Here is a 25,381-nt window from a genome sequence, read left to right on the forward strand (position 1 = left end):
ACCCTTTTAGATGAATTTCCAAATAGCCATGTTGTTGGGCCAGGACGGCGTGACCAACGGTGCGATCTACGCGTTGCTGGCGCTCTCCATCCTGCTGGTGTTCACCGTGACCCGCATCCTGCTGATCCCGCTCGGCGAGTTCGTGACCTTCGGCGCCCTGACCATGGCCGCGCTGCAGGCCGGCGAGCCGACCCGGCTGGTCTGGCTGCTGCTCGCCCTGACCCTGGTCGACTGCGCGCTGGACCTGCTCGCCGCCTTTCGTTCGGCCCGTGGCGTGCGCCTTCCCAAATGGGTGCCGTTCAAGCTCGGCTATGCGCTCCTGCTGCTGGTACTGGTCCAGAACCTGCCGCTGGCCGAGCTGCCGATGGCGATGCAGGCCATCCTGACCCTGGCGCTGGTGGTACCGCTAGGGCCGCAGATGTACCGCCTGTTCTTCCAGCCGATCGCTGCCGCCCATTCACTGGTGCTGCTGATCGTTTCCATCGCCGTGCACGTGGCCATGGTCGGCGTCGGCCTGTTGCTGTTCGGCCCGGAAGGGGCCCGTACCCGGCCGTTCTCCGAAGCCGGCCTGGCGCTCGGCCCGGTGGTGCTGAACAGCCAGACGCTGTGGGTGATCGCCGTCTCGCTGGGCCTGATCGTCGCGCTGTTCCTGTTCTTCGAACGCAGCCTGTACGGTAAGGCCCTGCGCGCCACCGCGGTCAATCGCATGGGTGCCCGCCTGATGGGCATCTCCCCGACGCTGGCCGGCAAGGCCACCTTCGCCCTCGCCAGCCTGATCGGCGCGCTGTCCGGCATCCTCATCGCGCCCATCACCACGCTGTATTTCGACTCCGGCTTCATCATCAGCCTCAAGGGCTTCGTCGGCGCCATCATCGGCGGCCTGGTCAGCTATCCGGTGGCCGCGCTCGGCGCGCTGGCGGTCGGCCTGGTGGAGGCCTTCTCGATGTTCTGGGCCAGCAACTACAAAGAGGTCATCGTGTTCACCCTGATCATTCCCTTCCTGCTCTGGCGCTCGCTCACCAGCCGTCACGTGGAGGAAGAAGAATGAAACCCCGCTACCTCGTCCTCGCCCTGGTGCTCCTGCTCGGCCTGGCGCCGCTGGTCCTGCCGTCCTTCCAGGTCACGCTGCTCAACTACATCGGCCTCTACACCCTGGTGGTGCTCGGCCTGATCCTGCTCACCGGGGTCGGCGGCATGACCAGCTTCGGCCAGGCCGCCTTCGTCGGCCTGGGCGCCTACGCCAGCGCCTACCTGACCACCACCGAGCAACTCCCGGGCTGGCTGGCTTGGGCCGGGGCCTCGCCCTGGCTGGCGCTGCTGATCGGCATCCTGCTCACCGCCAGCGTGGCGCTGCTTCTCGGTGCGCTGACCCTGAAGCTGTCCGGGCACTACCTGCCGCTCGGCACCATCGCCTGGGGGATTTCGCTCTACTACCTGTTCGGCACCCTCGACGGGCTCGGCGGACAGAGCGGCGTATCCGACCTGCCGCCGATCTCCCTGTTCGGCCTCGCGCTCGACAAGGGCAACAAGATCTTCTACCTGATCTGGGCGTTGCTGCTGCTCGCCATCCTGATCACCCAGAACCTGCTCAACTCCCGCGAGGGTCGTGCCATCCGCGCGCTCAAGGGCGGCCAGGTGATGGCCGAGTCGATGGGCGTGAACACCTTCCGCTCGAAGATGGTGATCTTCCTCATCGCCGCGCTGTTCGCCGCGGTGTCCGGCTGGCTCTACGCCCATACCCAGCGCTTCGTGAACCCCACCCCGTTCGGCCTGCACATGGGCATCGACTACCTGTTCATGGCGCTGATCGGCGGTGTCGGCAGCGTCTGGGGCGCACTGCTCGGCGCCGGCATCCTCACCATGCTCAAGCAGTGGCTGCAGGACTGGCTGCCCAGCCTGCTCGGCAGCCAGGGCAACTACGAGACCATCGTCTTCGGTCTGCTCATCGTGCTGCTGATGCAGCGCGCCCCGGGCGGTCTCTGGCCGATGCTGGTGCGCCTGGTGCCGTCGCGCCACCGGCCGCGCACCCAGGCGCCGGCCGCCAACGCCCAGCTTGGCGAGCTGCCGCGCCGCGAGCTGCCGAAAAAGGGCACGCTGATCCTGGAGGCGCGCGAGGTGACCAAGCGCTTCGGCGGCCTGGTGGCCAACGACCGGATGAACCTGTCGGTGCACGCCGGCGAGATCCTCGCCCTGATCGGCCCCAACGGCGCCGGCAAGAGCACCATGTTCAACCAACTGTCCGGCGTCGACGTGCCCAGCGACGGCGAGGTGCGCTTCCTCGGCGAGAAGATCAACGGTGTGCCGTCCCGACGCATCGCGCGGATGGGGATGAGCCGCACCTTCCAGCACGTCAAGCTGCTGCCGACCATGAGCGTGCTGGAGAACGTCGCCATCGGCGCCCACCTGCGCGGCAGCAAGGGGGTGGTCCCGGCCACCCTGCACCTGGAGCGCACCGAGGAGGCCGAGCTGCTCGACGAGGCGCGGCGCCAGCTCGAGCGGGTAGGCCTGGGCGATTACCTCTACGAGGAAGCCGGCAGCCTGGCGCTCGGCCAGCAGCGCATCCTGGAGATCGCCCGGGCGCTGTGCGCCGATCCCTGCCTGCTGCTGCTCGACGAGCCGGCCGCCGGCCTGCGCCACAAGGAGAAGCAGGCTCTGGCCGAGCTGCTGCGCAGGCTGCGTGGCGAAGGCATGGCGATCCTGCTGGTGGAGCACGACATGGACTTCGTGATGGGTCTGGTGGACCGCGTGGTGGTGATGGAATTCGGCCAGAAGATCGCCGAAGGCCTGCCCGAGGACATTCAGAAGAACCCGGCCGTACTCGAGGCCTATCTGGGCGGAGCGGAATGATGAACACGAACGACCAACCCAACACCCTGCTCGAGGTGAAGGATCTGTGCGTCGCCTACGGCCAGGTGGAAGCCCTGAGCAACGCCAGCCTGCGCGTAGGCGAAGGCCAGATCGTCACCGTGATCGGTCCCAACGGCGCCGGCAAGACCACCCTGCTCTCGGCGATCATCGGCATGCTCGGCTCCAGGGGACAGGTGCGCTTCGACGGCACCCTGGAAACGGTGCCGGAGGTCGAAGTGCTGGTGGGACGCGGGCTCGGCCTGGTCCCGGAGAAGCGCGAGCTGTTCGGCAGCATGAGCGTGGAAGACAACCTGCGGCTCGGCGGCTTCATGCGCTACCGGCGCGGCGACGCCTACCTGGACGGCACCCTGGCGGAGATCTACAGCCTGTTTCCGCGCCTGTTCGAGCGCCGCAAGCAGTTGGCCGCCACCCTCTCCGGCGGCGAGCGGCAGATGCTCGCGGTGGGACGCGCGCTGATGGCCAAGCCCAAGCTGCTGATGCTCGACGAGCCGAGCCTGGGCCTGGCGCCGCTGATCACCCGCGAGATCTTCCGCATCATCGCCGACCTGCGCCGCCAGGGCGTGTCGATCCTGCTGGTGGAGCAGAACGCCCGCGCCGCGCTGCGCGTCGCCGACTACGCCTACGTGCTGGAGACCGGACAGATCGCCATGCAGGGCCCGGCCCACGAGCTGGCCGACGACCCGCGGGTGATCGAGGCCTATCTGGGGCTGGCCAGCAAGCACCAGGAAATGCTCGCCACCTGACGCCACCCGCGCCCGGAAACGGGCGCCTCCTGCAGCGAGAGAGATTTTTTCGATGCCATTCCCGACTCCCCCACGCGTCTGCATCGTCGGCGCCGGCGCCATCGGCTGCACGCTGGCCGCGCGCCTTGCCGGCAGCGGCCAGCCGGTCAGCCTGCTGGCGCGTGGCGCGACCCTGGCGGCCATCCGCGCCAATGGCGTGCGTCTGCACGACCTGGACGGCGAACACGCCGCGAGCGTCGAAGCCAGCGACAGCTGTGCCGAACTCGGCGAACAGGACCTGGTGTTCCTCTGCACCAAGGCGCCGGCGCTGGCCGACCTGCTGCCGACGCTCGCGCCGCTGATCGGCGCGCAGACGGCAGTCGTCCCGGTGGTCAACGGCGTGCCCTGGTGGTATTTCCATGGCGAGGCCGGTCGTTTCGCCGGCCATCGGGTGAACAGCGTGGACCCGGACGGCCGCCTCGCCGGCGCCCTGGACATGGAGCACCTGCTCGGCTGCGTGGTGTTCATCACCGCGCAGGTCGAAGCCCCCGGCGTGGTGCGCTCGAACAACCCGCACCTGATGATCCTCGGCGAGCCGACCAACCGCCTCAGCGAGCGCCTGGAAAGGGTCCGCGCGCTGATCGAGGGCGCCGGCATCGAAGCCCGCGCCACCGACCGCATCCGCGACCAGCTGTGGACCAAGATCATCGCCAACCTGACCTCCAACCCGCTGTCGGTGGTCACCGGGGCGACCCTGGAGCAGCTATACGGCCTGCCGGAACTGCGCGCGGTGGTCGCCAAGATCCTCAACGAGGCGCTGCTGGTCGCTGCCGCCTACGGCGCCCGCGTCAGCATCGACCCGCAGACCTTCATGGAGCTGGGCGCCGGCATGGGGCCGGTACGCACCTCCATGCTGCAGGACTACGAGCAGGGTCGCCCGCTGGAGCTGGCCGCCATCGGCGACGCCGTCGTCGAACTGGCCGGCTACCAGGGCCTGTCCATGCCCACCACCCAGGACATCCTCACCCTGGCGCGCTTCCGCGGCGCCCCCTTCCCATCCACCGAGCCCTCGAGACAACGCCAATGAATGCCATGACCGACGTCACCAAACCCAGCCACTGCAGCGAGGAAGAATGGGCGCTGCGGGTCAAGCTCGCCTACTGCTACCACCTGGTGGACTTCTTCGGCTGGACCGAAACCATCTTCAACCATATCTCGGCGCGCCTGCCCGGCCCCGCCCACCACTACCTGGTCAATCCGTTCGGGCTCAACTACACCGAGGTCACCCCGGCCAACCTGCTGAAGGTGGACCTGGACGGCCACAAGCTGGACGACTCCCCGTTCGACGCCAACCCCGCCGGCTTCGCCCTGCACAGCGCGGTGCACGGCGCCCGGGACGACATCCACTGCGTGATCCATACCCACACCACGCCCATCTCCGCGGTGGTACAGAAGAAGCGCGCCTTCACTCACGACGACTTCTATGGCGCGCAGCTCTACGGGCGCATCGGTTACCACACCTTCGAAGGCATCACGCTGTTCGACGACGAAAAGAAGCGCATGATCGCCAGCCTCGGCGACAAGCACATCCTGGTGCTGCGCAACCACGGCATCGCGGTGGGCGAGAGCAGCATCGAAAAGGCCTTCTTCCTGCTCTGGACCGTGCAGCGCGCCGCCGAGAACCAGGTCGCCGCCGGTGCCCTGGGCGGCGAGGACAACCCGCTCGAACCGGGCATCGCCGAACGCTGCGCAGACCTGACCGCCATGCTCATTCGCGACAGCGGCTTCGCCACCAAATTCTTCGACGCCATGGTGCGCAAGCTGATCGCCGAGCGCGGCCAGCGCTTCTGACCGACCGCCGGCCCCGCTCGGCGGAGCCGGCGCCCTACAGCCCAGCCAGGAGTCCCGCCGATGAGCGCCGCCGCCCGCCCTCTGGATGCCTTCACAGAACCGCCGATCTCGCGCCTCGACCCGCAGGGCGTCCTGCAGAACTGCAACCCGGCCTACCTGGCCATGTGCGGGCGCAGCGAGGCCGAACTGGTCGGCCAGCCGCACGAGACCATCAACGACCCGCAGATGCCCGTGGCGGTTCTCGCCGCCATGTGGCGAGCGGTGCGCGCCGGCCGGCCATGGGTCGGACCGATGCGGATTCGCCGCAGGGACGGCACGTCCGCCTGGTACAGGCTGTACGTGATGCCGCTGTTCGACGACGGCCGGCTGTGCGCCCTCGGCACCCTCTACCTGCCCATCGACGAGGACTGCCGCCAGCGTGCCGAAGCGCTCTATGCGCGCCTGCATCGCGGCGCCGCGCCCTGGCCGTTGCGACAGCGCCTGGGTACCGTGCTGGAGACCCAGGGTGGCCTGCTGCTGCCGGCGCTCGGCCTGGGCGCCGCGGTCGCCTTCGGTCCGCTCGACGCCGGCCTCGGCCTTGGCCTGCTGGCCCTGGTCGGCGCGGCTGCCGGGCTGAATGGCTGGCGTAGCCGGCGGCGGATTTCCGCCTTGCTGGCCAGGCACCCCGACGCCTACAGCGAAACGCTGCTCGCCCCGCTGCATGCCGAGCGGACCGACCTGGCGCCGCTGGCCATGGCCCTCGACAGCCAGCGTGCGCGAATGAGCACGGTGATGGCGCGCATCTGCATCAACGGCGAGGTGCTGCGCAGCCAGGCGCACACGGCCGCCGAGGTGGTGGAGACTTCCGCCGACCACCTCGACCGCCAGGTGCGGGAGACCGAGCAGACCGCTGCGGCAGTCAACCAGATGAGCGCAACCATCCAGGAGCTCTCGCGCAACCTGCAGGACACCGCCCACGCCGCGCAGACCGCCGACGAGCTGGCCCGCGAGGGCGGGCGGCTGTCCAGCGACAGCCAGGCCTCGATGGATGATATGCGCTGCGCGGTGGACGACATCGGTGCCGCGGTGGGCCGGCTGGCCTCCGCGGTCGAATCGATCGGCAGCATCGCCGGAGTCATCCAGGGGATCGCCGAGCAGACCAACCTTCTGGCCCTCAATGCCGCCATCGAGGCGGCACGCGCCGGCGAGTCCGGCCGGGGCTTCGCAGTGGTGGCCGACGAGGTGCGCAACCTGGCCTCGCGCACCAGCGAATCCACCCGTGAGATCCAGCGCTCCATCGAGACCCTGCGCGACGGCAGCGCTCATGCCCTGGCCACCGCCCAGCGCGGCGAGGATGCGGCGAAGCGCTCCGGCGAGCACGTCGGGCAGGCGCGCCAGGCGCTGCAACGGATCTGCGAGGAAGTCGGAAGGATCAGCGGCATGAGCCTGCAGATGGCCGCTGCTATCGAGCAGCAGAGCCAGGTCGCCGAACAGATCAGCCAGCAGGTCACGCAGATCGCCGGCCTCAGCGAAAGCACCCTGGAGCAGGCCGGCCGCACCACGGAAGTCAGCCAGGCGCTGCATCAACTGGCGGAATCGCAGCTGGGGCTGGCGAAGCGTTTCTTGGAGGGTTGATCCCTGCTACACCCGGCGCCACCGTCGAGCCACACCGGAGCGCGGCCCATCTCCGTGGAAATCGCGCTTCCGCATCATGGCAAGCACGTACAACGACCTGTCAGCCACGATCAATCTCTCTGCCGCGCGCCGCGCTTGAATGAAGGCTCTTCCAGTTCCCACCAGCGGACACAGCGAGGCCAACATGTCAAAACCTGAATACGACTACATCGTGATCGGTGCCGGTTCCGCCGGCTGCGTCGTCGCCACCCGGCTGATCCAGCAGAACGCCGGCAGCGTGCTGCTGCTCGAAGCGGGCGGGCGCGATAGCAGCCTCTTCCACACCATGCCAGCCACCGTGGTGAAGGTATTCCAGCAGAAGTCCTGGCCGTACATGACCATCCCGCAGAAGCACTGCAACAACCGAGAGATGATCATCGCCCAGGGCAAGGTTCTGGGTGGCGGCAGCTCGGTGAACGGGATGATCTACATCCGTGGCCAGCACCAGGATTACGACGACTGGGTCACCAACTGGGCTTGCCCGGGCTGGGGCTATCGCGACGTGCTGCCCTATTTCAAGAAGGCCGAGGCCAACGAGAGCCTGAGCGGTGAACTCCACGGCCAGGAAGGCCCGCTGCCGGTGAGCGAGAACCGCTATCGCCACCCGATGACCATGGCCTTCGTACGCGCCGGACAGGAAATGGGCCTGCCCTACGTGAACGACTTCAACGGTGTCTCCCAGGAAGGTGTCGGTTTCTACCAGACCACCACCCGCAACGGCGCCCGCGCCAGCACCGCTCGTACCTACCTCAAGTCGGTACGCGACAGCAACTGCCTGACCGTCGTCACGGATGCCTTGGCCCACAAGGTGGTGATCGAAAATGGCCGCGCTGCCGGCGTAAAGTACAGCGTGAACGACCAAGCCCCGGTCATCGCCCGCGTCCGCAAGGAAGTGATACTCAGCGCCGGCGCCTTCGGCAGTCCGAAGCTTCTGATGCTCTCTGGCGTCGGGCCGAAGGCGCACCTTTCCAGCCTCGGCATCGAAACGCTGGTGGACCTGCCGGTTGGCCAGAACTTCCACGACCACCTGCACCTGTCGCTGAACGCCACCACCCACGAGCAGAACAGCATTCTTGGCGAGGACCAGGGCTTGCGCGGCATCAAGCACATGGCGCAGTGGCTGGCGTTCCGCAGCGGCTTGCTGACCAGCAACATCCTCGAAGGCGGCGGCTTCATCGACACCCAGGGCATCGGTCGGCCAGACATTCAGTTCATGTTCCTCCCGGTGATGGACAACTTCGACAACACCCCCGGCGAAGCCCCACCAGCCGCCGAACACGGCCTGACCGTAAAAGTCGGCCACCTGCGCCCCAAGGCGCGGGGCGAAGTGAAACTGCGCAGCACCAACCCCGCGGACATGCTCCTGATCGACCCCAACTACCTGGGCGATCCGGAGGACCTCGCCGGGCAGATCCGCGCGGTCCAGACGGGCCTCAAGCTCATGCAGCAACCGGCACTCAAGGCGCTGATCAAAAAGATCACCGCCCCGGAAGACATCGACTGGCGCGACACCGCCGGCATCGAGACCTTCGTGCGCAAGGCAATCAAGACCGTCTACCACCCCGGTGGCACCTGCCGGCTCGGAACGGACCCGGCAACCTCGGTCACCGACCTGCAGATGCGCGTACACGGCGTGCCGAACCTGCGGGTGGTCGACCTCTCGGTATGCCCGCAGATCGCCAGCGGTAATACCAACGCCGCGGCCATCATGCTGGGCGAGCGCGGCGCGGACCTGATCCTCGGCAAGGCGCTGCCCGCCATCGCGGCACCGGAAGAGCAGGCGCCGGACCTCAACGCCCTTTCGGGCACGCGGCAGTTTGACCCGGTCGGCCGCTTCTGACGCCTCACTTCTAACTCCAACCGCTCCACCCATGGCACGCACCCCGCGCCATGGCGACGTACGCTCGAAAAACGGATCGAGGGATCATTCCATGCGTGCAACACACCCGCGTTACCTGATGACCGCAGCCGCCTGCTCTCTGGCGCTACTGGGCCAGACCGCCCAGGCCAGCGAAGGCGGTGGCGGCGCCTATGCCAACGGCAGCGAAGGCTTCATGACCGGCGCCCTGCCGCCACCCGGCACCTACCTCGTCAGCTACAACATGCTGTACACGGCGGACGACTTCGCCAACGCGAACCCGGTGTTCGACGACTTCAAGGTGGAAACCAAGGCCACCATCCTTCGCGCCATCCATGTCACCGAGAAGAAAATCCTCGGCGGCAACTGGGCGATGCATGCCTTCCTCGTCTACGCCGACGTGGACGTGAAGAACCTGGGCGGCGCCAGCCAGAACCATGGCGGCATGGGCGACTTCATCTTCAATCCGCTGGCCATCGGTTGGCATTACGGAAACTGGCACTGGGTAGCCGGCGTGGACGTCTACCTGCCTACCGGTCGCTATGACAAGGACGATCTGGCCAACGTGGGCCGCAACTACGTCACCCTCGAACCGCTTTTCGGCTTCACCTATCGCAACCCGGCGGGCTACGAGTTCTCGATGAAGACGATGTTCGACCACAACTATGAGAACGAAGACACCGACTACCGCTCCGGCAACGAGCTGCATGCGGACTTCGTGGCCGCCAAGCACTTTGGCAACTGGGCGGTGGGCGTAGGCGGCTACGTCTACAAGCAGGTCGGCGGTGATAGCGGCGAAGGCGCCTCCCTCGGTGACTTCAAGGGCCGCGCGACCGCGCTCGGTCCGCAGTTCTCCTACAGCACCGCTTCCGGGCTGAACATCGCCGGGCGCTACCAGCACGAATTCGACGTATTGAACCGGCCGGAAGGCGACAAGCTCTGGCTGAACATCGCCATTCCTCTTTGACCCTACTTGAACTATGCCAATCGGAGTCACCATGAGCGAGATCTCCCTCCTGCCCGAGGTTCGGGCCTTCCTGGCGCGCGACCACGGTCATTTCATCGACGGACAATATATAGGCGGTACGTCCGGGTTGACGACGCCCATCGTCAACCCGGCGACCGGCGAGACCATCGCCATCGTGGCTGCTGCTGACGCCGCCCAGATCGACGCCGCCGTCAACGCGGCGCGACGTGCCTTCACTGGCAGCTGGGCCGCAACCTTGCCCTACCAGCGCGGCGCTATCCTCAACCGTTTCGCGGACCTGATCGAAGCCCACGGCGAGGAACTGGCCCAGTTGGAAACCCTCTGTTCGGGCAAGTCCATCCACCTGTCGCGGATGTTCGAAGTCGGCCAGAGCGCCATCTTTCTGCGCTACTACGCGGGCTGGGCGACCAAGATCAACGGCGAAACCATGTCGCCGTCCTTCCCTTCGCTGATGGGTGAGCAATACGCCGCGTTCACTCGCCGCGAACCGGTGGGCGTGGTCGCCGGCATCGTGCCCTGGAACTTCTCGGTGATGATCGGCGTGTGGAAGATCGCCGCCGCGCTGACCACCGGCTGCACGCTGGTGCTCAAGCCCAGCGAGTTCACCCCGCTGACGCTGTTGCGCCTGGCCGAGCTGGCCATCGAAGCCGGTGTGCCGGCCGGCGTGCTGAACATAGTCAACGGCCAGGGCAACGTCGGTTCGCAGCTGGTTGACCATCCTCGGGTGGCCAAGGTCACCTTCACCGGTTCGGTGCCAACCGGCCTCAAGGTCGGCCAGCAGGCAATGGCGGCCAATCTGACCCGCGTGACACTGGAGCTGGGCGGCAAGAACGCTGCCGCGCTGCTGCCGGACTTCGACCTGCAAGGCGCAGTGGCCGGCCTGATCCAGACCGGCTACGTGCATCAGGGTCAGGTCTGCGCCGCGCCGGAGCGGGTCTATGTGCCCCGCGCCCGGCTCGACGAAGTGCTGGAGACTTTCAGTGGTGTCTTGCGCGGCGCGCCCATCGGCTCGCCGCTGGACGAATCTGTGCAGTTCGGGCCGCTGGCCAACAAGCCGCAGTTCGACAAGGTGCTGGGCTTCTTCGAAAAGGCCTGGGCGGAAAGCCGCATCGTCTGCGGTGGCAAGGCGCTGGATCGCCCCGGCTACTTCGTGGAACCGACCGTGGTAGTGGCGAACGGCGCTGCGGACAGCCTGCTGCACGAGGAGACCTTCGGCCCGATCATCTGCTTCCTGCCCTATGACGACGTCGACGAGCTGCCAGCGCTGATGAATGATTCGCCCTTCGGCCTAACCGCCAGCATCTGGACCAACGACCTGTCCCGGGCCATGCGCCTGATTCCGCAGATCGAAGCCGGCACCCTGTACGTGAACATGCACACCTTCCTCGATCCCTCTGTTCCGTTCGGTGGCATCAAGGCCTCCGGGATCGGTCGCGAATTCGGTAGCGCCTTCATCGACGATTACACCGAACTGAAATCGGTGATGATCCGCTATTAATGCGCGTCGCGTTTGCGGCAGGCGCCTGATCAAGGGCCTGCCGTTTTTTTTGCATAGCCATCACGAATACCGCGCCAACCGAGAATCTGGCGCGAAGAATGCTTGAAATTTCCAGCTAATATTTCGAGCGCCAGGATGCCCCACGGCGCGCCATAACCACAGGTTCCGTGACCAGAGGTGCCCCGTGAATGAGCAAACCGTGCACGATTTCGATCATTGGAACCACTCGGTCCACGCTGTATGCGGTCGCTTCATCACCGAGCGCCCCTGGGATCAGCCCCGCTTCATCGGTGACATCCGTCACCGCGACCTGGGCGGCCTGAACGTCGCCGACATCCACATCAACGCACCGTCGATCCGCCGCGAAAAAGGCGTGGCCGGACGCGGGGATGACCGCTTCTACTTCCTGGTGATGCAGCGCAACGGCGTTATGGCGATCAACCGCAACGACCAGCAGTTCGTCCTGCAGCCAGGCGACATGGCGCTGTTCGACTCGGCCCAGGCCTTCGAGATGCAACCACAGGGGTTGATCAATCAACTGTCGATTCACCTCTGCCGCGTGGCGGTCGATCGCGTGCTGCCCGCCACCGCCCGGCGCTTCGGCAAGCTGGAGCAGGACAATCTCAGTCGTCGCCTGCTCCACGGTATGCTTCAGCAGATTGCCGAGAGTGGCGACCCGGCACCGCATCCCGGTAGCCAGCAGGGCACCGCCTTGCAGGATGCGCTGATTACCCTGCTCGCACCCACGCTCAGGGAAGAAGAGCTCCCGGAAGCGGGTCGTCCGTTGCGGCGCCTCGCGGAACGGCTGATCAACGACGCGCTGCTCGACCCGCCCAGCCCCGCCGAGCTGGCCGCGCACCTGCACATTTCGGTCCGGCAGCTCTATCGGCAGTTCGAGCAGGACGGCGACAGTGTCTGCCGCTATATCCAGCGCCAGCGCCTGGAGCGCAGCGCGCGGGAGCTGGCGGACGCCGGCCCGCAGGCGCAGCCAATCACCTCGATTGCCTATAAATGGGGCTTCACCGACTCGGCGCACTTCTCGCGGAGCTTCAAGCGCTACTTTGGCGCATCGCCCAAGGATTACCGCGCCGGACACCGCCAATCGAGCGGCTAGTTTCGTCGGTTGGCTGCCAGCGTCGTCTGGGGATTCTACATGTAGGCTTCGCTGTGCCCAGCCTGGGCGCCTCCACCCAATCTCCCCGAATGCCCCTTGGGCCGAGCGATTCAGCCCTGCCGCAGCGTCTCCGAGGGCAGGCAGCCGTAGCGCTTGCGGTATTGCGTCGCGAAGTGCCCAAGGCTGGAAATGCCATGGCGCAGCAGGATGTCGGTGACGCTGTCGCCGTCACAGGCCCGCTGCAGGGCCTCGTGGATGCGCGCCAGACGCCGTGTCCGCAGGTACTCGCTGGGACTCTGGCGAACGAAACGGGTGAAGCCGTTCTGCAGGGTGCGCACGGACACCCCGCCGACCTGGGCCAGCTCCAGCAGCGACAGGTTCTGCTCCAAGTGCTCCTCGACGTGCGCGCAGACGCGCTTGACGTAGTACGGCACCGGCCCACGCGGCTCGCCGCGCACCTCATCCGAGTAGTTGTGCGGCAATTGGGTCAGCAGCACCGAGATCAGGTAGTCGGCCAGGGCATCGCCCAGCGGCGGCAGCAGTTGCGCCGGTTCGCAGTCGGCGCACAGCCGACCGATGTAGTCCAGCGTGTGGCTGATCACCGCCAGGCCCGGGTGCCCGGCCTGCACGCACATCTCGAATACCAGCGGTTGGTGCATCGGCCGTTGCAGCAGCTGCTGCAACTGGCGCTCCAGGGCGTCGCGGGCCACCCGCAGGATCAGGCTGCGGCAGTCGCGCTCGGTGCGTATATAGCTGTGCTGCGACGGCGAGGAAATGGTCAGCATGCCCGGCTGCAGCGTCACGCTGCGACCGCCCTGACGCACCTGTCCGTGGCCCTGCAGGGTGATGCGCACCAGATAGAAGCTTTCGATGTCGCCGGCGTCGATCTCCACGCGCGCGCCATAGCACAGCTCGAACAGCGCGCAGCTGCCGAAGAACACCCCGTACAGCTCCGGATGCAGCGACTCGCCTGCCGACAGATTCATGCGATGCGGCCACAGGCAACGGCTGACCGCGGCCTTGACCTCGCTGAAGCCCGCCGAGTCCAGCAGCTTGTGGTTGGCGAGATGACTGTGCATGCGAACCTCTCCACGCAAGGCTAGGGCCGGTTTCTACAGGCCGACTGGGATATTCAATTCACGTGAATTGGAAAGCAATAAGCGTACCGCGTAGCCGGCCGTGACTTTCCTGCGCGTTCGGAACGACGCTTGCGCGTTATGGCCAGCCTTGCCCGGGGGCCATCCCTAGAATCGAGGCCAGGCATCCGCGGCGAAACGTCCGGCAAGGTGCCATTCACCATCGAGGAGACGGCAGCATGAAGCGCTTTACCCGCTCGCTTGGCCTCACGGCCTGCGCCTTCCTGGCCCTGTGCGGGCAGACCCAGGCCGCGGACGACATCCCCACGATCCGCGTGGGCTGGTCGATCCCGGCGGAGGAAATGAAGTACTGGATGATGCGTCGCCCGGACGCCTTTCCGGACCTGGGCAAGCAGTACCGCATCGCCTGGACCCAGTTCCAGGGCACCGCACCGATGGTCCAGGCCATGCTCTCGGACGCCATCGACTGCTCCTCCCAGGCGCCGCTGTCGCTGGGCCAGGGGGCGGCTTCCGGCGGGTTGCAGGCCTACGTCCTCGCCCAGCACGTGGGCGAGCGCAAGGGCGAATCCTTCTCGGTCTACTGGGCGGTGGCGGAGGACTCCCCGGTCCGCTCGGTGGCCGACCTCAAGGGGCGTACCGTCGGCGTCAACGTCTACGGCTCGGGCGTGTACGGGCAGATGGCGATGATCCTCAAGCAGAACGGCCTGGACCCGGAGCGCGACATAAGGCTGGTGGAGACCGGCTTCCCCGGCTCGGAAGCGGCGTTGCGCGCCGGACGCGTCGACGCGGCGGTGATGAACCAGCCCTTCGCCCTGCGCGCGGAAAGCAAGGGCGGCATCCGCAAGCTGTTCTCGCTCACCGACCTGATGCCCAACACCGTGCACATCTTCGAGGTCTGCCGCAAGGATTTCACCGACGCCCATCCCGAGCTGGTGAAACGCTACGTGAAGGACCTGCGTACCGCGATGGCACTGGCCCGGGAGGACCGCGCGGAAACCCTCAAGGTGGTCTCGGAGGTGACCCGCGCGCCGGTCGACCTGCTCGACGGCTACCTGCTCACCGACAAGGACTTCGCCCGCTCGGCCGATGCCCGCCCCGATTTCGAAGCCATCCAGCAGATGCTCGACCAATACCAGCAACTGGGAATGCTGCCGGCAAAAGTCGATGTCGCGCAGTTCCGCCGCGACGACCTGATCCAATGAGCCGGCCCATGGAAAAGCGAGCGATGATCGAAATCCAGCGGCTGGGCAAATCCTTCCGCATCGCCGGTGGCAAGCGGCACGTGGCCCTGGAAGGCATCGACCTGAACATTCGCGAAGGCGAGTTCGTCTCCATCCTCGGCCCCTCCGGCTGCGGCAAGTCGACCCTGCTGTACATGCTCGGCGGCTTCGTACCGCCCAGCAGCGGCAGCATCCAGGTGCAGGGTCGGCCGGTGACCGGCCCCGGCCCCGACCGCGGGCCGGTGTTCCAGGAGTTCGCGCTGTTCCCCTGGAAGACGGTACTCGGCAACGTCATGTACGGCCTGCGCCAACAGGGCGTGGGCAAGCGCGAGGCGCGCGAGCGCGCCATGGCGCTGCTGCACAAGGTCAACCTGGCGAGCTACGCGGACTTCTACCCCAAGGAGCTGTCCGGCGGCATGCGCCAACGCGTGGCGATCGCCCGGACCCTGGCCTACGACCCGGCGACCCTGCTGATGGACGAGCCCTTCGGCGCCCTCGACGCGCACACCCGCACGGTGCTGCAGAACGAGCTGCTGCAGATCTGGGAGCGCGATCGCAAGACGGTGATGTTCGTCACCCACGGCGTCGACGAGGCGGTGTTCCTCTCCGACCGGGTGGTTGTGATGACCCGCTCGCCGGGGCGCATCCGCACCGTCGTCGACATCGACCTGCCGCGCCCGCGGGTGCGCGCCGAGCTGCTGGTGGACCGTCGCTATCAGGAGTACGTGGTCGAGCTGGAGCGGCTGATCGAGGACGTGCACCACGAGCGTGACGCCGAACCGGCCCCCGCGCCGGTCGCCAAGACGACGCTGAAGGTCGCCACCCGATGAGCGCCCAGGCCATCCTCCAGCGCCTTGGCGCACCGCTTACCGTGCTGGTCCTGCTGACGCTGTGGGAACTGGCCGCCCGGGCTCTGGCGCTGGACGGCTTTCCCACCGCCACCGAATCGCTGGCCCAGCTGCCGGCCATCCTCTTCGACGGCCAGTCCCTGCAGAGCATCGGCGCCTCGCTGGCGCGCATGTTCGCCGGCATCGGCCTGGCCCTGCTGGTGGCGGTGCCGGCCGGCCTGGCGATGGGCCGCAACCCGACCCTGGCGCGCATGCTCAACCCACTGCTCAGCGCCGCCTACCCGGTGCCCAAGGCCGCACTGATGCCGATGGTGATGCTCTGGTTCGGCGTCGGCGACCTGTCGAAGATCCTGGTGATCTTCCTCGGCGTCAGCCTGCCGCTGCTCTATCACAGCTATCACGGCGCGGCGCGGCTGGACGACAAGCTGCTCTGGTCGGCCGCGGCCATGGGCATGAGGGCCCCGGCGCGGCTGCTGCGCATCACCCTGCCGGGGGCCTTGCCGGAGGTGCTGCTGGGCTGCCGGGTGGGCCTGGCCATGGCGCTGATCGTGATGATCAGCTCGGAGATGATCGCCCGCCAGTCCGGTGCAGGCGACCTGCTGTTCAACGCCCTGGACATGGCCCTGTACCCGGACGTGTACGCGATGATCGTGATTCTCGCGGCCCTGGGCTTCGCCCTCGACTGGGCCTTCGAGCACCTGCGCCTGCGGCTGGTGCACTGGGCCGAGCCACGCCAAGACGCCGCCAGCGGAGGCAATTCATGAGACGCATCCTCGAAACCCTGGTCCCGGCTGCGCCGCTGATCCTGCTGTTCGTCGTCTGGGAGAGCGCCGCACGTCTGGGCTGGGCGCCGCCCAACCTGCTGCCGGCCCCCAGCCTGGTACTGCAACGGCTGCTGGAACTGCTGCCCGACGGAGAGTTCCTGCACCACCTCGGGCAGACCCTGATTCGCCTGCTCGGCGGCTTCGCCATCGCCCTGGTGGTCGGCGTGAGCCTCGGCCTGCTCGCCAGCCGCACCGGCGGCGGCGCGCTGATCACCGTGGTGCGGGTGCTGGCGCCGATTCCGAAGATCGCCCTGTACCCGGCCTTCGTGCTGATCTTCGGCTACGACCACGCCTCGAAGATCGCCCTGGTGGTGGCCGACACGCTGTTTCCCATCCTGCTGGCGACCTTCCACGGCGCCCGCGCGGTGGAACCGAAGCTGCTGTGGTCGGCCTGGGCCGCCGGCAGCGGACGCTTTGCCAGCCTGTTCACGGTGACCCTGCCGGCCACGCTGCCGGCGATCCTCACTGGCTGCCGGGTGGCACTGCTGATCGCCTGCGTGACGGTGTTCCTGGCGGAGATGATCTCGTCCACCGACGGCCTGGGGCATCTGCTGAGCCTGGCTGCACGATCCTTCCGCATGGTGGACATGTTCGTGCCGCTGCTGCTGATCTCGCTGATCGGCCTGCTGCTCAACGTCGCGCTGCAGTTCGCACGCAAACATCTGTTGCGGGGCCAGTCCTGACCACGCGCCATTGAAATCCGGGCATTTCCACGGCCGTGTCCTCATGGCCGAAGGAAGCGCTCGCCCCACGAAAAGAGGAATCGAACATGAAGATCTGCGTTCTGGGCGGCGGCCACGGCTGCTACGCCGCGGCGGTGGAAATGAGCGAAGCGGGCCACCAGGTGCGCTTCTGGCGCCGCGACGGCGCGGCCTTCGGCGCGGTGCGCGAACAGGGCGGCATCCGCGTCAAGGACTTCCGCGGCGAGCGCCTGGTGCCGCTGGGCGACGCCGACACCGGCCTGCAGCTCTGCGAGGACCTCGCCGCGGCGGTGGACAGCGCCGAGCTCATCGTGGTGCCGCTGCCGGCGACCACCCACGAGAGCCTCGCCGAGACCGTGGCGCCGCTGCTGCAGGACGGCCAGGTGGTGTTCCTGCCGCCGGGCACCTTCGGCAGCCTGCTGTTCGCCCGCGCGATGCGCGCCGCCGGCAATACGGCCGACGTGGCCTTCGCCGAGACCGGCACCCTGCCCTACCTGGCGCGCAAGCACGGTCCGGCCCAGGTGGTGATCAGTTGCTATGCCACCCGCCTGCCGACCGGAGTGTTCCCGGCGCGCCTGAGCGAGCGCGCCTTCGCCGTGCTGGGCCGCGCCTACCCGAGCGTGGAACCCATCGAGGACGGCCTCTCCGGCGCGCTGATGAACGCCGGCCCGGTGATCCATCCGCCGCTGATCATGATGAACGCCGGCCCGCTGGAGCACTTCGATCGTTGGGACATTCACAACGAAGGCACCCAGCCGTCGATCCGCCGGGTCACCAATGCCCTGGACGCCGAGCGCATGGCGGTGCGCGAGGCGCTCGGCTATGCCGCCCCGCACTTCCCGCTGGCCGACCACTACGCCAGCGAAGGCGAGGAATGGATGTACGGCCGCGGTGCGCACGGCAAGCTCACCGACAGCGGCGACTGGCGCGAGAAGATCGACCTGCGCGAGCACCGCTACATGCTCGAGGACACCCGCCTGGGGCTGTCGCTGCTGGTTTCGGTCGGCCGCTGGGCCAAGGTGCCGACGCCAATCGCCGCCGGCCTGCTGGCAATCGCCTCGGCGGTGGCCGAGCGCGACCTCTACGCCGAAGGCCGCACCCTGGAAAATCTCGGCCTGGCCGGACTGAGCCGCGACCAGATGCAGCAGCTGCTGCACGAAGGAGTCGACGCATGAACGAGGTGCACATCCTCGGTGCCGGGCGCATGGGCCAGGGCATGGCGCTGGCCTTCATCCAGGCCGGGCTGCGCGTCAGCCTGGTGGATGTGCGCCCGCGCGAGCCCGCCGCAGCGGCCGATTACCTGGGCAGGGTACGCCAGGCGGTGGCCGACGAGCTGCATGCCAAGCAGGTCCTAGGACGCCTCGACCAAGCCCAGGTAACCACCGCCCTGTCGCGTCTGGAACTGCTCGACCGCACGGCCTGCGAACCCGGCCTGGCCGGCGCCCGGGTGATCTTCGAAGCGGTCCCGGAAGTACTGGAAGCCAAGCGCGAGCTGTTCGCCTGGCTGGGGCCGCGCATTCCCGTCGAGGCGGTGGTCGCGTCCACCACCTCGACCTTCCTGGTCAGCGAGCTGGCGGAACTGATCGAAAGCCCGGAACGCTTCGTCAACGCTCACTGGCTGAATCCCGCCGACCTCATGCCGCTGGTGGAGGTCAGCCGCAGCGAGCGCACCGACGAGCGTGCCGTGCGCAGCATGCTCGAACTGCTCGAACGCATCGGCAAGGTGCCGGTGGTGTGCTCGGCCTCGCCCGGCTACATCGTTCCGCGCATCCAGGCCCAGGCAATGAACGAGGCGGCGCGCATGGTCGAGGAAGGCGTGGCCAGCGCCGAGGACATCGACAAGGCGATCCGCGTCGGCTTCGGCCTGCGCTTCGCCGTGCTCGGCCTGCTCGAGTTCATCGACTGGGGCGGCGGCGACATCCTCTATTACGCCTCGCGCTATCTGTCCGAACACCTGGGCGAACGTTTCGCCTGCGCCGACATCGTCGCCCGCAACATGGCCGAGGGCCGCAACGGCCTGCGCGAGGGCGAGGGCTTCTACGGCTACCTGGGTGTCGACACCCAGGCGTACAAGGCGCAACGCATGCGTGAATTCCTCGCCCTGCTCGATGCCACCGGCCTGGCGCCCCGCTTCGACCAGGCCCTGCAGCCCCCCGTCCGCTGAGCATCGCGCCGGCGCCGCAGGGTGCCGGCTGCATTCCCGTCGATCGTCCGGTCCATCGAATCACCCCGTCAAAGGTGCCGGAATTATGAGAAATATCTATGATTGGCGTCCGAGCCCAGGACAGTTACTCAGGCATGAGCACACCGAACAAGCGTCGCAGCCGTTTCAACCCCGCCAGCGAGGATTTCCACAAGGAAGAGTTCCCCTTCTATTGGCTGGCCCGGGTACACGGCCGCTACTCCATGGCCATGGAACGGCTACTCAAGAAGGTGGATCTGGACATTCCCAGGTGGCGCGTTCTCAACATCCTCTACGAGCACGGTGAATCGAGCATCTCGGAAATTTCCGTGCACGCCATCGCCAAGCTCTCTACCGTCACCAAGATCGTCTACCGCATGAAGGAAGACGGCCTGGTCGAAACCGCCCAGAGCGCCACCGATGGCCGGGTGACCCAGGTCACCCTTACCGAAAAGGGCCGCCAGGCCTTCTTCGACATGCACAAGGTTACCGACGGCCTGTTCCATGACAGCTTCCGCGGCCTGACGGAGGCGCAGATCCGCAAGCTGAATCAGATCCTCGCCAGGATCTTCGACAACCTCCCGGAAAGCTGACCGCGCCTCGTCGGTCAATCCTCGTCGCCCGGCCCCGCCGCACCGCCTGTCGGTCCGTCGGTGGTCGCGCCGCCAGTGCTGCCGCCGGCCGGGGCGTTACCTTCGATTGTTCCATTTCCACCCGCCGGCCCCATCGGATCGGGCCCGAGGTTCCCACCCGGGCGGGTCGGCACCGATCCGGGCAACGGCTCGACGCGCACGCCCGGCGCCGGCTGACCGGCGGGCGGGACGGCCTCGATGCCGCGCGGGCTGTCGCGTTCGGGCGTCGGTGTCGGGGTGGTGACGGGCCGCGGGATGTCGTCCGGCTGGACGGTTCCACGCGGCACCGTGCGGCCGGCCGGGTCGTCGTCCAGGCCCGGCTGGTCGGTCGACATCGGCGTGCGTTCGCCGACGAGGCCCGGCGTCTCGCCAGCGGCCGTCCCCTCGCCCGCCTGCATCCCAGAGCGCGACGCGGGTCCGTTGACCGCCCGTACCTCGTTGCGGATCTGCTCGCTATTGGCTTCGAGCTCGTCGCCAATCGCCTGGCGATCCTGCTCCAGCGTGCTTTCCTGCGCCTGCGCGGTCGCCACAGCGGCGAGCATCGAACCGAACAGAAGCAGCGGTAGATGTCTGCGTGTCATGGCCGTTCTCCGGCTGAAGGGTTCATGCAGTGGACAGCGCAAAACGGCTCCCCGTGCGTACGTCCGTCGATCCCCGTTGGCCGGCGGCCGCCGAACGGAGCGGGCGGTGGCATGGCTTCTGCAATAACTTTGCAAAGTCTGCGAACAGGCTGACCGTCCGGCGGAAACACTGTCATGCGTCCAGACACCTGAAGCATCCGTGTCCGCCCAGGGTCAGTAAGTCATCGTCGACAGGCCCCGCTCGGAGCCGGCTCGCCAGCCGGCCAGCGCCCTGTGCCCGGAACGCCAGAAAAATAAAAGGCTACGAACATGTTCAGAGAAAAACGCGTCAGGCAAGCGACCCTGATTCTCCTCGCCACCGCGGTGGTGCTCATTCTTCCGAACCTGACCAGGCTGTTCAGCTGACATGCCTGCCAGGCTCGCACCGGTGACCCGGGCGCTGCTGGCCACACTGGCGCTCGTGCCGCTGCTGTGCCATGCGGGCGAGATCGACCGCGAGACGGCCATCCGCCTGCTGGACGATCCGCGCACCCTGCTGGTCGACGTACGCACCCCGCAGGAACAGGCGCAGGGCATGCTGGCCGGCGCCCAGCCGGTCGAGACGGCGCAGCTGGGCGGGCGCATCGGCGCGCTGGCGCCGGACAAGGACACGCCCATCGTGCTGTATTGCCGCAGCGGCCGGCGTTCCTCCGAGGCGCAGGAGCTGCTGCGCGAGCTCGGCTATCGTCAGGTCGTCAATGGCGGCGGCTACGACGACCTGCGCGCGGCCCTGCACGGCCACTGATATTCCCTCTTCGCCGCCCTCTTCCCCGGCACTCGCGCCGCCCCGCAAGGATCGCCTGCGGAACTAATGCGCCGCCTCGGCTACGAAAAAACGTGGCCCGACGGGCCGCGCCTATAGGCAGGAAGGGGATTTCTACGTAATGAACGAGGAGCTGAGCTGGAACTGGGGAACGCTGCTGGAGCAGGAGTTCTGGATCGATGCGGCGGTGGTCCTGGGCGTCACCATCGTCTGCTACCTGGTGCTGCGCACGGTACTGCGCGTGGTCGCCAATCGTCTCGGCAAGCTGGCGGGCAACGCCAGGGGCTCGCATGCCCGGATACTCGGCTTCGCCACCGAGATGCTTCGCCGCACCAGCCGCGTGCTGGTATTCGCGTTTTCCCTGCTGCTCGGCCTGAAGGCCGCGGAACTGCCCGACCGCTGGGCGGAGATGCTCTCCCACGGCTGGTTCATCGCCCTGGCGTTCCAGATCGCGCTCTGGCTCGACGGCGGGGTACGCCTGTGGATGGAGAGCCTGACCTTCGACGGCAAGGCGCGCAATCCGGTGACCACCACCATCATCGGCATCATGCTGCGGGTGGTCATCTGGACCATGATGCTGCTGTCGATCCTGGCCAACCTGGGCGTCGACATCACCGCGATGGTCGCCAGCCTGGGGGTCGGCGGCATCGCCATCGCGCTGGCCGTGCAGACGCTGCTCAGCGACGTGTTCGCCTCGCTGTCGATCGGCGTCGACAAGCCGTTCGAGATCGGCGACTTCGTGGTTTTCGGCGACGTGGCCGGCAGCATCGAGCACATCGGCCTGAAGACCACCCGCATCCGCGCCCTCAGCGGCGAGCAGATCGTCTGCTCCAACGCCGACATGCTCAGCCAGTTCCTGCACAACTACAAACGCATGGAACAGCGGCGCATCGTGTTCAAGTTCGGCGTCACCTACGACACCCCGGCGGAGAAGGTGCGGCAGATCGGCGGGGTGGTCGCGGAAATCATCAAGGGCATTGAGCTGACCCGCTTCGACCGCGCGCACTTCCTCGCCTTCGATGACTACCAGCTGACGTTCGAAGTCGTCTATTACGTGCTGACTTCGGACTACAACCAGTACATGGACATCCAGCAGGAGATCAATTTGAGCCTGCTGCAGCGCATGAAGGAAATGGAGGTGTCCTTTTCCTTGCCGGCGCAACGCACGGAGTTCGTCGGCGGGCAGTTCCCAGAAGTGCAGGTCGCCGGCCTGCCCGGCGGACGTGCCGCGGCCAACGGCGAAGGCGGCCAGCCGCGACCGGCGTGAACATGCCAGTCCGGGACGGCTGCAAGGGGGTCGCGGTCAGGACCGCTCCCACAAGCGCATCGCCCCGAGGGCGGGCCTCCCACGCAAGCACAGGGTGCCCCAGCGAATCCTGTGGGAGGCCGCGCCGGGCCGAGCGACCTTGGCTGCGAACAGCAATCGGGACTCTTTCTGCGGTCAGGACAGTTGCTCCCACGCCCGACCGTCGCCGTAGCAGGCGCAGAGTGTTGTCGGCGCGCTCGAGGAAGGTGCCGAGGCGGATGAAGCGATAGGCGTCGCTGCGCATGATGGTGCCGTAGGTGGCGCCGCGGAACAGGTGCGAGCGCTCCTTGACCCACTCGCAGAAACGGCTGATGCCGTAACGCGACAGGTCCTGGGTGGCGATCACGCGCATCTCCAGCCAGGTGGCGTTGATGTTTTCCCACATGTCGGTGGTGATGCGGCCGCGTACGGCGTGCGCGTTGACCCGCGCCGCCTGCAGGCAGTTGTAGATGCTGCCGGGGTTCTCCGGCTCGAGGGCGAAGTGCTGCAGCATGCGCTTGGCGTGCAGGCGCCCGTGGCGCGCCCGGTAGTCGTCCAGCATGCCGGTGATCAGCAGCGGCATGGCCAGTTCTTCCAGCCCGTCGCCACGGCCCTTCTGCGGCATCAGCGACAGCGAATAACTGACGTCGAGCATGCGCGCCAGGTTCTCGGCGCGTTCCAGGTAGCGCGACATCCAGTAGAGGTCGGAGGCGGTTCTCGACAGCATGGCTCAGTCCTCCACCACCCAGGTGTCCTTGGTTCCGCCGCCCTGCGACGAGTTGACCACCAGCGAGCCCTCGCGCAGCGCCACCCGCGTCAGCCCGCCGGGCACCAGCCGGGTCTGCTTGCCGGACAGCACGAACGGCCGCAGGTCGATGTGGCGCGGCGCGATGCCGCTCTCGACGAAGGTCGGGCAGGTCGACAGGCTCAGCGTCGGCTGGGCGATGTAGGCCGCCGGGTTGGCCTTGAGGCGGTCGCGGAAGGCCTCGATCTGCGCCTGGGTCGCGGCGGGCCCGACCAGCATGCCGTAGCCGCCGGAGCCCTGGGTCTCCTTGACCACCAGCTCCGGCAGGTGCGCCAGCACGTGGGACAGCTCTTCCGGCTTGCGGCACTGCCAGGTCGGCACGTTGCGCAGGATGGGCTCCTCGTCCAGGTAGAAGCGCACCATGTCGCCGACGTAGGGGTAGATCGACTTGTCGTCGGCCACGCCGGTGCCGATGGCGTTGGCCAGCACCAGGTTGCCCGCCCGGTAGGCCGCCAGCAGCCCCGGCACGCCGAGCATCGAATCGGGATGGAAGGCCAGCGGATCGAGGAAGGCGTCGTCGAGGCGCCGGTAGATCACGTCGACCCGCTGCGGCCCTGCGGTGGTGCGCATGTAGACCCGCTCGTTGCGCACGAAGAGATCGGCACCCTCCACCAGCTCCACGCCCATCTCGCGGGCGAGGAAGGCGTGCTCGAAATAGGCGCTGTTGAACCGCCCCGGCGTCAGCACCACCACGCAGGGGTTGTCCAGCGGGCTGGATTCCTTGAGGGTCGCCAAAAGCAGGTTCGGGTAGTGATCGATCGGCGCGATGCGCTGGGCGGCGAACAGCTCCGGGAACAGCCGCATCATCATCTTGCGGTCCTCGAGCATGTAGCTCACGCCGCTGGGGGTGCGCAGGTTGTCCTCGAGCACGTAGTAGGCGCCGTCGCCGTCGCGCACCAGGTCGATGCCGGCGATGTGCGCGTAGATGCCGCGGTGCAGCGTCAGGCCCTGCATGGCCAACTGGTAGCCGTCGTTGGTCAGCACCTGCTCCGGCGGGACGATGCCGGCCTTGAGGATGCGCTGCTCGTGGTAGAGGTCGTCGAGGAACAGGTTCAGCGCCTGCACCCGCTGGATGCAGCCCTGCTCGACCACCCGCCATTCGCTGGCGGGGATGCTGCGCGGAATGATGTCGAACGGGATCAGCCGCTCGGTGCCCTGCTCGTCGCCATAGAGGGTGAAAGTGATGCCGGCACGGTGGAACAGCAGGTCGGCTTCGTGACGGCGCTGGGCGAGCTGCTCTTCCGGAATGGCCTTCAGCCAGTCCGCGAACGCCTGGTAGTGCGGCCGGCACAGCTGGCCGGCGTCGTACATTTCATCGTAGAAGGCCCGCGTCATGATGGCTCCGGCAACTGGTTTCCAGATTGCCATCGCAAGCCTCATGCCATCGGTGATGGCGCCTTTGCATTCAAGGGTTTGCCGGTTGGAGCGAGAAGCAGCGCACGTTTTTGGTGCGGCGTTGATCGATCGTAATGAGGCTGGCGCCCCGTCTGGTGGCGCGGTTCGGCGCGGAAAAGCAGAGGCGAATGGCGCGCCTCCGACAGGACGTTGGCAACACGGCTGCCTGTGGGAGGCCCGCCCCCGGGGCGATTGCTTCTGAGCATCTGGCAGGCCGGTGGCCTGCATCGCCGCGAGGGCGCGCCTCCCACAGGTGGGCCTGTCGTGGTCAAGTTTTGGTGGACACCGGGATAGGGGATTTCAGGCGGTGGCCTTTTCGTAGTCGGTCGGTGATTGGTAGCCGAGAAAGGAGTGCAGCCGGTGTGTGTTGTAGAAGCCGACGATGTAGTGAGTGATGTCAGCCATGGCCTCGGCCTGATTGGCATAGTGCTGCTGCCAGACCCGTTCCATCTTCAGG

23 protein-coding genes and 1 pseudogene are annotated in these 25,381 nt (G+C 67.2%); 19 read left to right on the plus strand and 5 right to left on the minus strand.

From position 1 onward, the window contains the following. Positions 1-10 precede the first annotated feature (10 nt). From H610_RS0110435 to feaR, 10 genes are all read left to right on the plus strand, one after another. Positions 11-1,048, plus strand: a complete 1,038-nt coding sequence (locus H610_RS0110435) for a branched-chain amino acid ABC transporter permease (protein ID WP_028239615.1) — start codon at positions 11-13, stop codon at positions 1,046-1,048. After that, positions 1,045-2,847: a branched-chain amino acid ABC transporter ATP-binding protein/permease gene (locus H610_RS0110440; protein WP_028239616.1), complete on the plus strand. Its 1,803-nt coding sequence runs from the start codon at positions 1,045-1,047 to the stop codon at positions 2,845-2,847. Before H610_RS0110435 ends, H610_RS0110440 begins: the two co-directional genes overlap by 4 nt. Then, the gene (locus H610_RS0110445) at positions 2,847-3,611 is read left to right on the plus strand and encodes an ABC transporter ATP-binding protein (protein WP_236614288.1); all 765 of its coding nucleotides are present in this window, start codon (positions 2,847-2,849) and stop codon (positions 3,609-3,611) included. The genes H610_RS0110440 and H610_RS0110445 overlap by 1 nt, the downstream gene beginning before the upstream one ends. Before the next feature lie 52 nt (positions 3,612-3,663). Next, the gene (locus H610_RS23690; protein ID WP_043238195.1) at positions 3,664-4,677 is read left to right on the plus strand and encodes a ketopantoate reductase family protein; all 1,014 of its coding nucleotides are present in this window, start codon (positions 3,664-3,666) and stop codon (positions 4,675-4,677) included. After that, positions 4,674-5,441 carry a class II aldolase/adducin family protein gene (locus tag H610_RS0110455; RefSeq protein WP_028239618.1) on the plus strand — a complete coding sequence of 256 codons (768 nt, stop codon included), beginning with the start codon at positions 4,674-4,676 and terminating at the stop codon, positions 5,439-5,441. The genes H610_RS23690 and H610_RS0110455 overlap by 4 nt, the downstream gene beginning before the upstream one ends. A 60-nt stretch (positions 5,442-5,501) precedes the next feature. Next, positions 5,502-7,055, plus strand: a complete 1,554-nt coding sequence (locus H610_RS0110460; protein WP_028239619.1) for a methyl-accepting chemotaxis protein — start codon at positions 5,502-5,504, stop codon at positions 7,053-7,055. Between the two features lie 184 nt (positions 7,056-7,239). Then, positions 7,240-8,934, plus strand: a complete 1,695-nt coding sequence (locus H610_RS0110465) for a GMC family oxidoreductase (RefSeq protein WP_028239620.1) — start codon at positions 7,240-7,242, stop codon at positions 8,932-8,934. Between the two features lie 91 nt (positions 8,935-9,025). Further along, positions 9,026-9,919 carry a SphA family protein gene (locus tag H610_RS0110470; RefSeq protein ID WP_028239621.1) on the plus strand — a complete coding sequence of 298 codons (894 nt, stop codon included), beginning with the start codon at positions 9,026-9,028 and terminating at the stop codon, positions 9,917-9,919. A 31-nt stretch (positions 9,920-9,950) separates the two neighbouring features. Continuing rightward, a complete protein-coding gene (locus H610_RS0110475; RefSeq protein WP_028239622.1) occupies positions 9,951-11,438 on the plus strand; it encodes an aldehyde dehydrogenase family protein in 1,488 nt (495 codons plus the stop codon). Positions 11,439-11,637: 199 nt separating this feature from the next. After that, positions 11,638-12,552, plus strand: a complete 915-nt coding sequence (gene feaR, locus H610_RS0110480) for a transcriptional regulator FeaR (protein WP_028239623.1) — start codon at positions 11,638-11,640, stop codon at positions 12,550-12,552. Positions 12,553-12,662: 110 nt separating this feature from the next. Here the strand turns inward: feaR and H610_RS0110485 are convergent, their stop codons facing one another. Further along, complete coding sequence (locus H610_RS0110485) at positions 12,663-13,631, minus strand: AraC family transcriptional regulator (RefSeq protein ID WP_028239624.1); 969 nt, start codon at positions 13,629-13,631, stop codon at positions 12,663-12,665. A gap of 236 nt (positions 13,632-13,867) precedes the next feature. On the opposite strand from H610_RS0110485, the gene H610_RS0110490 reads away from it, so the two are divergent. The 7 genes from H610_RS0110490 to H610_RS0110515 all read left to right on the plus strand — a co-directional run bounded on the left by H610_RS0110490 (position 13,868) and on the right by H610_RS0110515 (position 20,017). Further along, positions 13,868-14,851 (plus strand): ABC transporter substrate-binding protein, encoded by a 984-nt coding sequence (locus H610_RS0110490; RefSeq protein ID WP_028239625.1) that lies wholly within the window; start codon positions 13,868-13,870, stop codon positions 14,849-14,851. Positions 14,852-14,859: 8 nt separating this feature from the next. Further along, positions 14,860-15,699 (plus strand): ABC transporter ATP-binding protein, encoded by an 840-nt coding sequence (locus tag H610_RS23695; protein ID WP_201768359.1) that lies wholly within the window; start codon positions 14,860-14,862, stop codon positions 15,697-15,699. Beyond that, positions 15,696-16,481: an ABC transporter permease gene (locus tag H610_RS0110500; RefSeq protein WP_028239626.1), complete on the plus strand. Its 786-nt coding sequence runs from the start codon at positions 15,696-15,698 to the stop codon at positions 16,479-16,481. The genes H610_RS23695 and H610_RS0110500 overlap by 4 nt, the downstream gene beginning before the upstream one ends. Next, positions 16,478-17,224 carry an ABC transporter permease gene (locus H610_RS0110505; protein WP_028239627.1) on the plus strand — a complete coding sequence of 249 codons (747 nt, stop codon included), beginning with the start codon at positions 16,478-16,480 and terminating at the stop codon, positions 17,222-17,224. The genes H610_RS0110500 and H610_RS0110505 overlap by 4 nt, the downstream gene beginning before the upstream one ends. 86 nt (positions 17,225-17,310) lie before the next feature. Beyond that, complete coding sequence (locus H610_RS23700) at positions 17,311-18,417, plus strand: NAD/NADP octopine/nopaline dehydrogenase family protein (protein WP_043238201.1); 1,107 nt, start codon at positions 17,311-17,313, stop codon at positions 18,415-18,417. Beyond that, the gene (locus tag H610_RS23705) at positions 18,414-19,406 is read left to right on the plus strand and encodes a 3-hydroxybutyryl-CoA dehydrogenase (RefSeq protein ID WP_043238204.1); all 993 of its coding nucleotides are present in this window, start codon (positions 18,414-18,416) and stop codon (positions 19,404-19,406) included. Before H610_RS23700 ends, H610_RS23705 begins: the two co-directional genes overlap by 4 nt. 134 nt (positions 19,407-19,540) lie before the next feature. After that, positions 19,541-20,017 carry a MarR family winged helix-turn-helix transcriptional regulator gene (locus tag H610_RS0110515; RefSeq protein ID WP_028239628.1) on the plus strand — a complete coding sequence of 159 codons (477 nt, stop codon included), beginning with the start codon at positions 19,541-19,543 and terminating at the stop codon, positions 20,015-20,017. A gap of 14 nt (positions 20,018-20,031) precedes the next feature. Here H610_RS0110515 and H610_RS24565 read toward each other — a convergent pair whose 3' ends face one another. Next, positions 20,032-20,637, minus strand: a complete 606-nt coding sequence (locus H610_RS24565) for a hypothetical protein (protein ID WP_051231656.1) — start codon at positions 20,635-20,637, stop codon at positions 20,032-20,034. 406 nt (positions 20,638-21,043) lie between these two features. On the opposite strand from H610_RS24565, the gene H610_RS0110530 reads away from it, so the two are divergent. Together H610_RS0110530 and H610_RS0110535 are read left to right on the plus strand one after the other, a co-directional pair. Further along, entirely contained in the window at positions 21,044-21,421 is a 378-nt protein-coding gene (locus tag H610_RS0110530; protein ID WP_043238207.1) for a rhodanese-like domain-containing protein, read from the plus strand. Between the two features lie 139 nt (positions 21,422-21,560). After that, a complete protein-coding gene (locus tag H610_RS0110535; protein ID WP_028239630.1) occupies positions 21,561-22,706 on the plus strand; it encodes a mechanosensitive ion channel family protein in 1,146 nt (381 codons plus the stop codon). A 199-nt stretch (positions 22,707-22,905) separates the two neighbouring features. Here the strand turns inward: H610_RS0110535 and H610_RS24890 are convergent. The 3 genes and pseudogenes from H610_RS24890 to H610_RS24895 form a co-directional block, all read right to left on the minus strand. Then, positions 22,906-23,451, minus strand: a pseudogene (locus H610_RS24890) (alpha-E domain-containing protein); the annotation flags it as partial. Between the two features lie 3 nt (positions 23,452-23,454). Continuing rightward, entirely contained in the window at positions 23,455-24,864 is a 1,410-nt protein-coding gene (locus H610_RS0110540; RefSeq protein WP_028239631.1) for a circularly permuted type 2 ATP-grasp protein, read from the minus strand. Positions 24,865-25,224: 360 nt separating this feature from the next. Next, positions 25,225-25,374 (minus strand): IS3 family transposase, encoded by a 150-nt coding sequence (locus tag H610_RS24895; RefSeq protein WP_408054993.1) that lies wholly within the window; start codon positions 25,372-25,374, stop codon positions 25,225-25,227. Between the last annotated feature and the right edge of the window lie 7 nt (positions 25,375-25,381).

Origin of the sequence: Stutzerimonas azotifigens DSM 17556 (assembly GCF_000425625.1) — a bacterium.
Taxonomy (GTDB): Bacteria; Pseudomonadota; Gammaproteobacteria; order Pseudomonadales; family Pseudomonadaceae; genus Stutzerimonas; species Stutzerimonas azotifigens.

Excerpts from the sequence above, each read along its gene's own strand:
- H610_RS0110485 (WP_028239624.1), bottom strand. The coding sequence starts at position 13,631 with ATGCACAGTCATCTCGCCAACCACAAGCTGCTGGACTCGGCGGGCTTC.
- H610_RS24565 (WP_051231656.1), bottom strand. The coding sequence starts at position 20,637 with ATGACACGCAGACATCTACCGCTGCTTCTGTTCGGTTCGATGCTCGCC.
- H610_RS23700 (WP_043238201.1), top strand. The coding sequence starts at position 17,311 with ATGAAGATCTGCGTTCTGGGCGGCGGCCACGGCTGCTACGCCGCGGCG.
- H610_RS23705 (WP_043238204.1), top strand. The coding sequence starts at position 18,414 with ATGAACGAGGTGCACATCCTCGGTGCCGGGCGCATGGGCCAGGGCATG.
- H610_RS0110490 (WP_028239625.1), top strand. The coding sequence starts at position 13,868 with ATGAAGCGCTTTACCCGCTCGCTTGGCCTCACGGCCTGCGCCTTCCTG.
- H610_RS24895 (WP_408054993.1), bottom strand. The coding sequence starts at position 25,374 with ATGGAACGGGTCTGGCAGCAGCACTATGCCAATCAGGCCGAGGCCATG.
- H610_RS23690 (WP_043238195.1), top strand. The coding sequence starts at position 3,664 with ATGCCATTCCCGACTCCCCCACGCGTCTGCATCGTCGGCGCCGGCGCC.
- H610_RS0110440 (WP_028239616.1), top strand. The coding sequence starts at position 1,045 with ATGAAACCCCGCTACCTCGTCCTCGCCCTGGTGCTCCTGCTCGGCCTG.
- H610_RS0110540 (WP_028239631.1), bottom strand. The coding sequence starts at position 24,864 with ATGACGCGGGCCTTCTACGATGAAATGTACGACGCCGGCCAGCTGTGC.
- H610_RS0110465 (WP_028239620.1), top strand. The coding sequence starts at position 7,240 with ATGTCAAAACCTGAATACGACTACATCGTGATCGGTGCCGGTTCCGCC.
- H610_RS0110445 (WP_236614288.1), top strand. The coding sequence starts at position 2,847 with ATGAACACGAACGACCAACCCAACACCCTGCTCGAGGTGAAGGATCTG.
- H610_RS0110470 (WP_028239621.1), top strand. The coding sequence starts at position 9,026 with ATGCGTGCAACACACCCGCGTTACCTGATGACCGCAGCCGCCTGCTCT.
- H610_RS0110515 (WP_028239628.1), top strand. The coding sequence starts at position 19,541 with ATGAGCACACCGAACAAGCGTCGCAGCCGTTTCAACCCCGCCAGCGAG.
- H610_RS0110500 (WP_028239626.1), top strand. The coding sequence starts at position 15,696 with ATGAGCGCCCAGGCCATCCTCCAGCGCCTTGGCGCACCGCTTACCGTG.
- H610_RS0110535 (WP_028239630.1), top strand. The coding sequence starts at position 21,561 with ATGAACGAGGAGCTGAGCTGGAACTGGGGAACGCTGCTGGAGCAGGAG.
- H610_RS0110530 (WP_043238207.1), top strand. The coding sequence starts at position 21,044 with ATGCCTGCCAGGCTCGCACCGGTGACCCGGGCGCTGCTGGCCACACTG.
- H610_RS23695 (WP_201768359.1), top strand. The coding sequence starts at position 14,860 with ATGGAAAAGCGAGCGATGATCGAAATCCAGCGGCTGGGCAAATCCTTC.
- H610_RS0110475 (WP_028239622.1), top strand. The coding sequence starts at position 9,951 with ATGAGCGAGATCTCCCTCCTGCCCGAGGTTCGGGCCTTCCTGGCGCGC.
- H610_RS0110455 (WP_028239618.1), top strand. The coding sequence starts at position 4,674 with ATGAATGCCATGACCGACGTCACCAAACCCAGCCACTGCAGCGAGGAA.
- H610_RS0110460 (WP_028239619.1), top strand. The coding sequence starts at position 5,502 with ATGAGCGCCGCCGCCCGCCCTCTGGATGCCTTCACAGAACCGCCGATC.
- H610_RS0110505 (WP_028239627.1), top strand. The coding sequence starts at position 16,478 with ATGAGACGCATCCTCGAAACCCTGGTCCCGGCTGCGCCGCTGATCCTG.
- H610_RS0110435 (WP_028239615.1), top strand. The coding sequence starts at position 11 with ATGAATTTCCAAATAGCCATGTTGTTGGGCCAGGACGGCGTGACCAAC.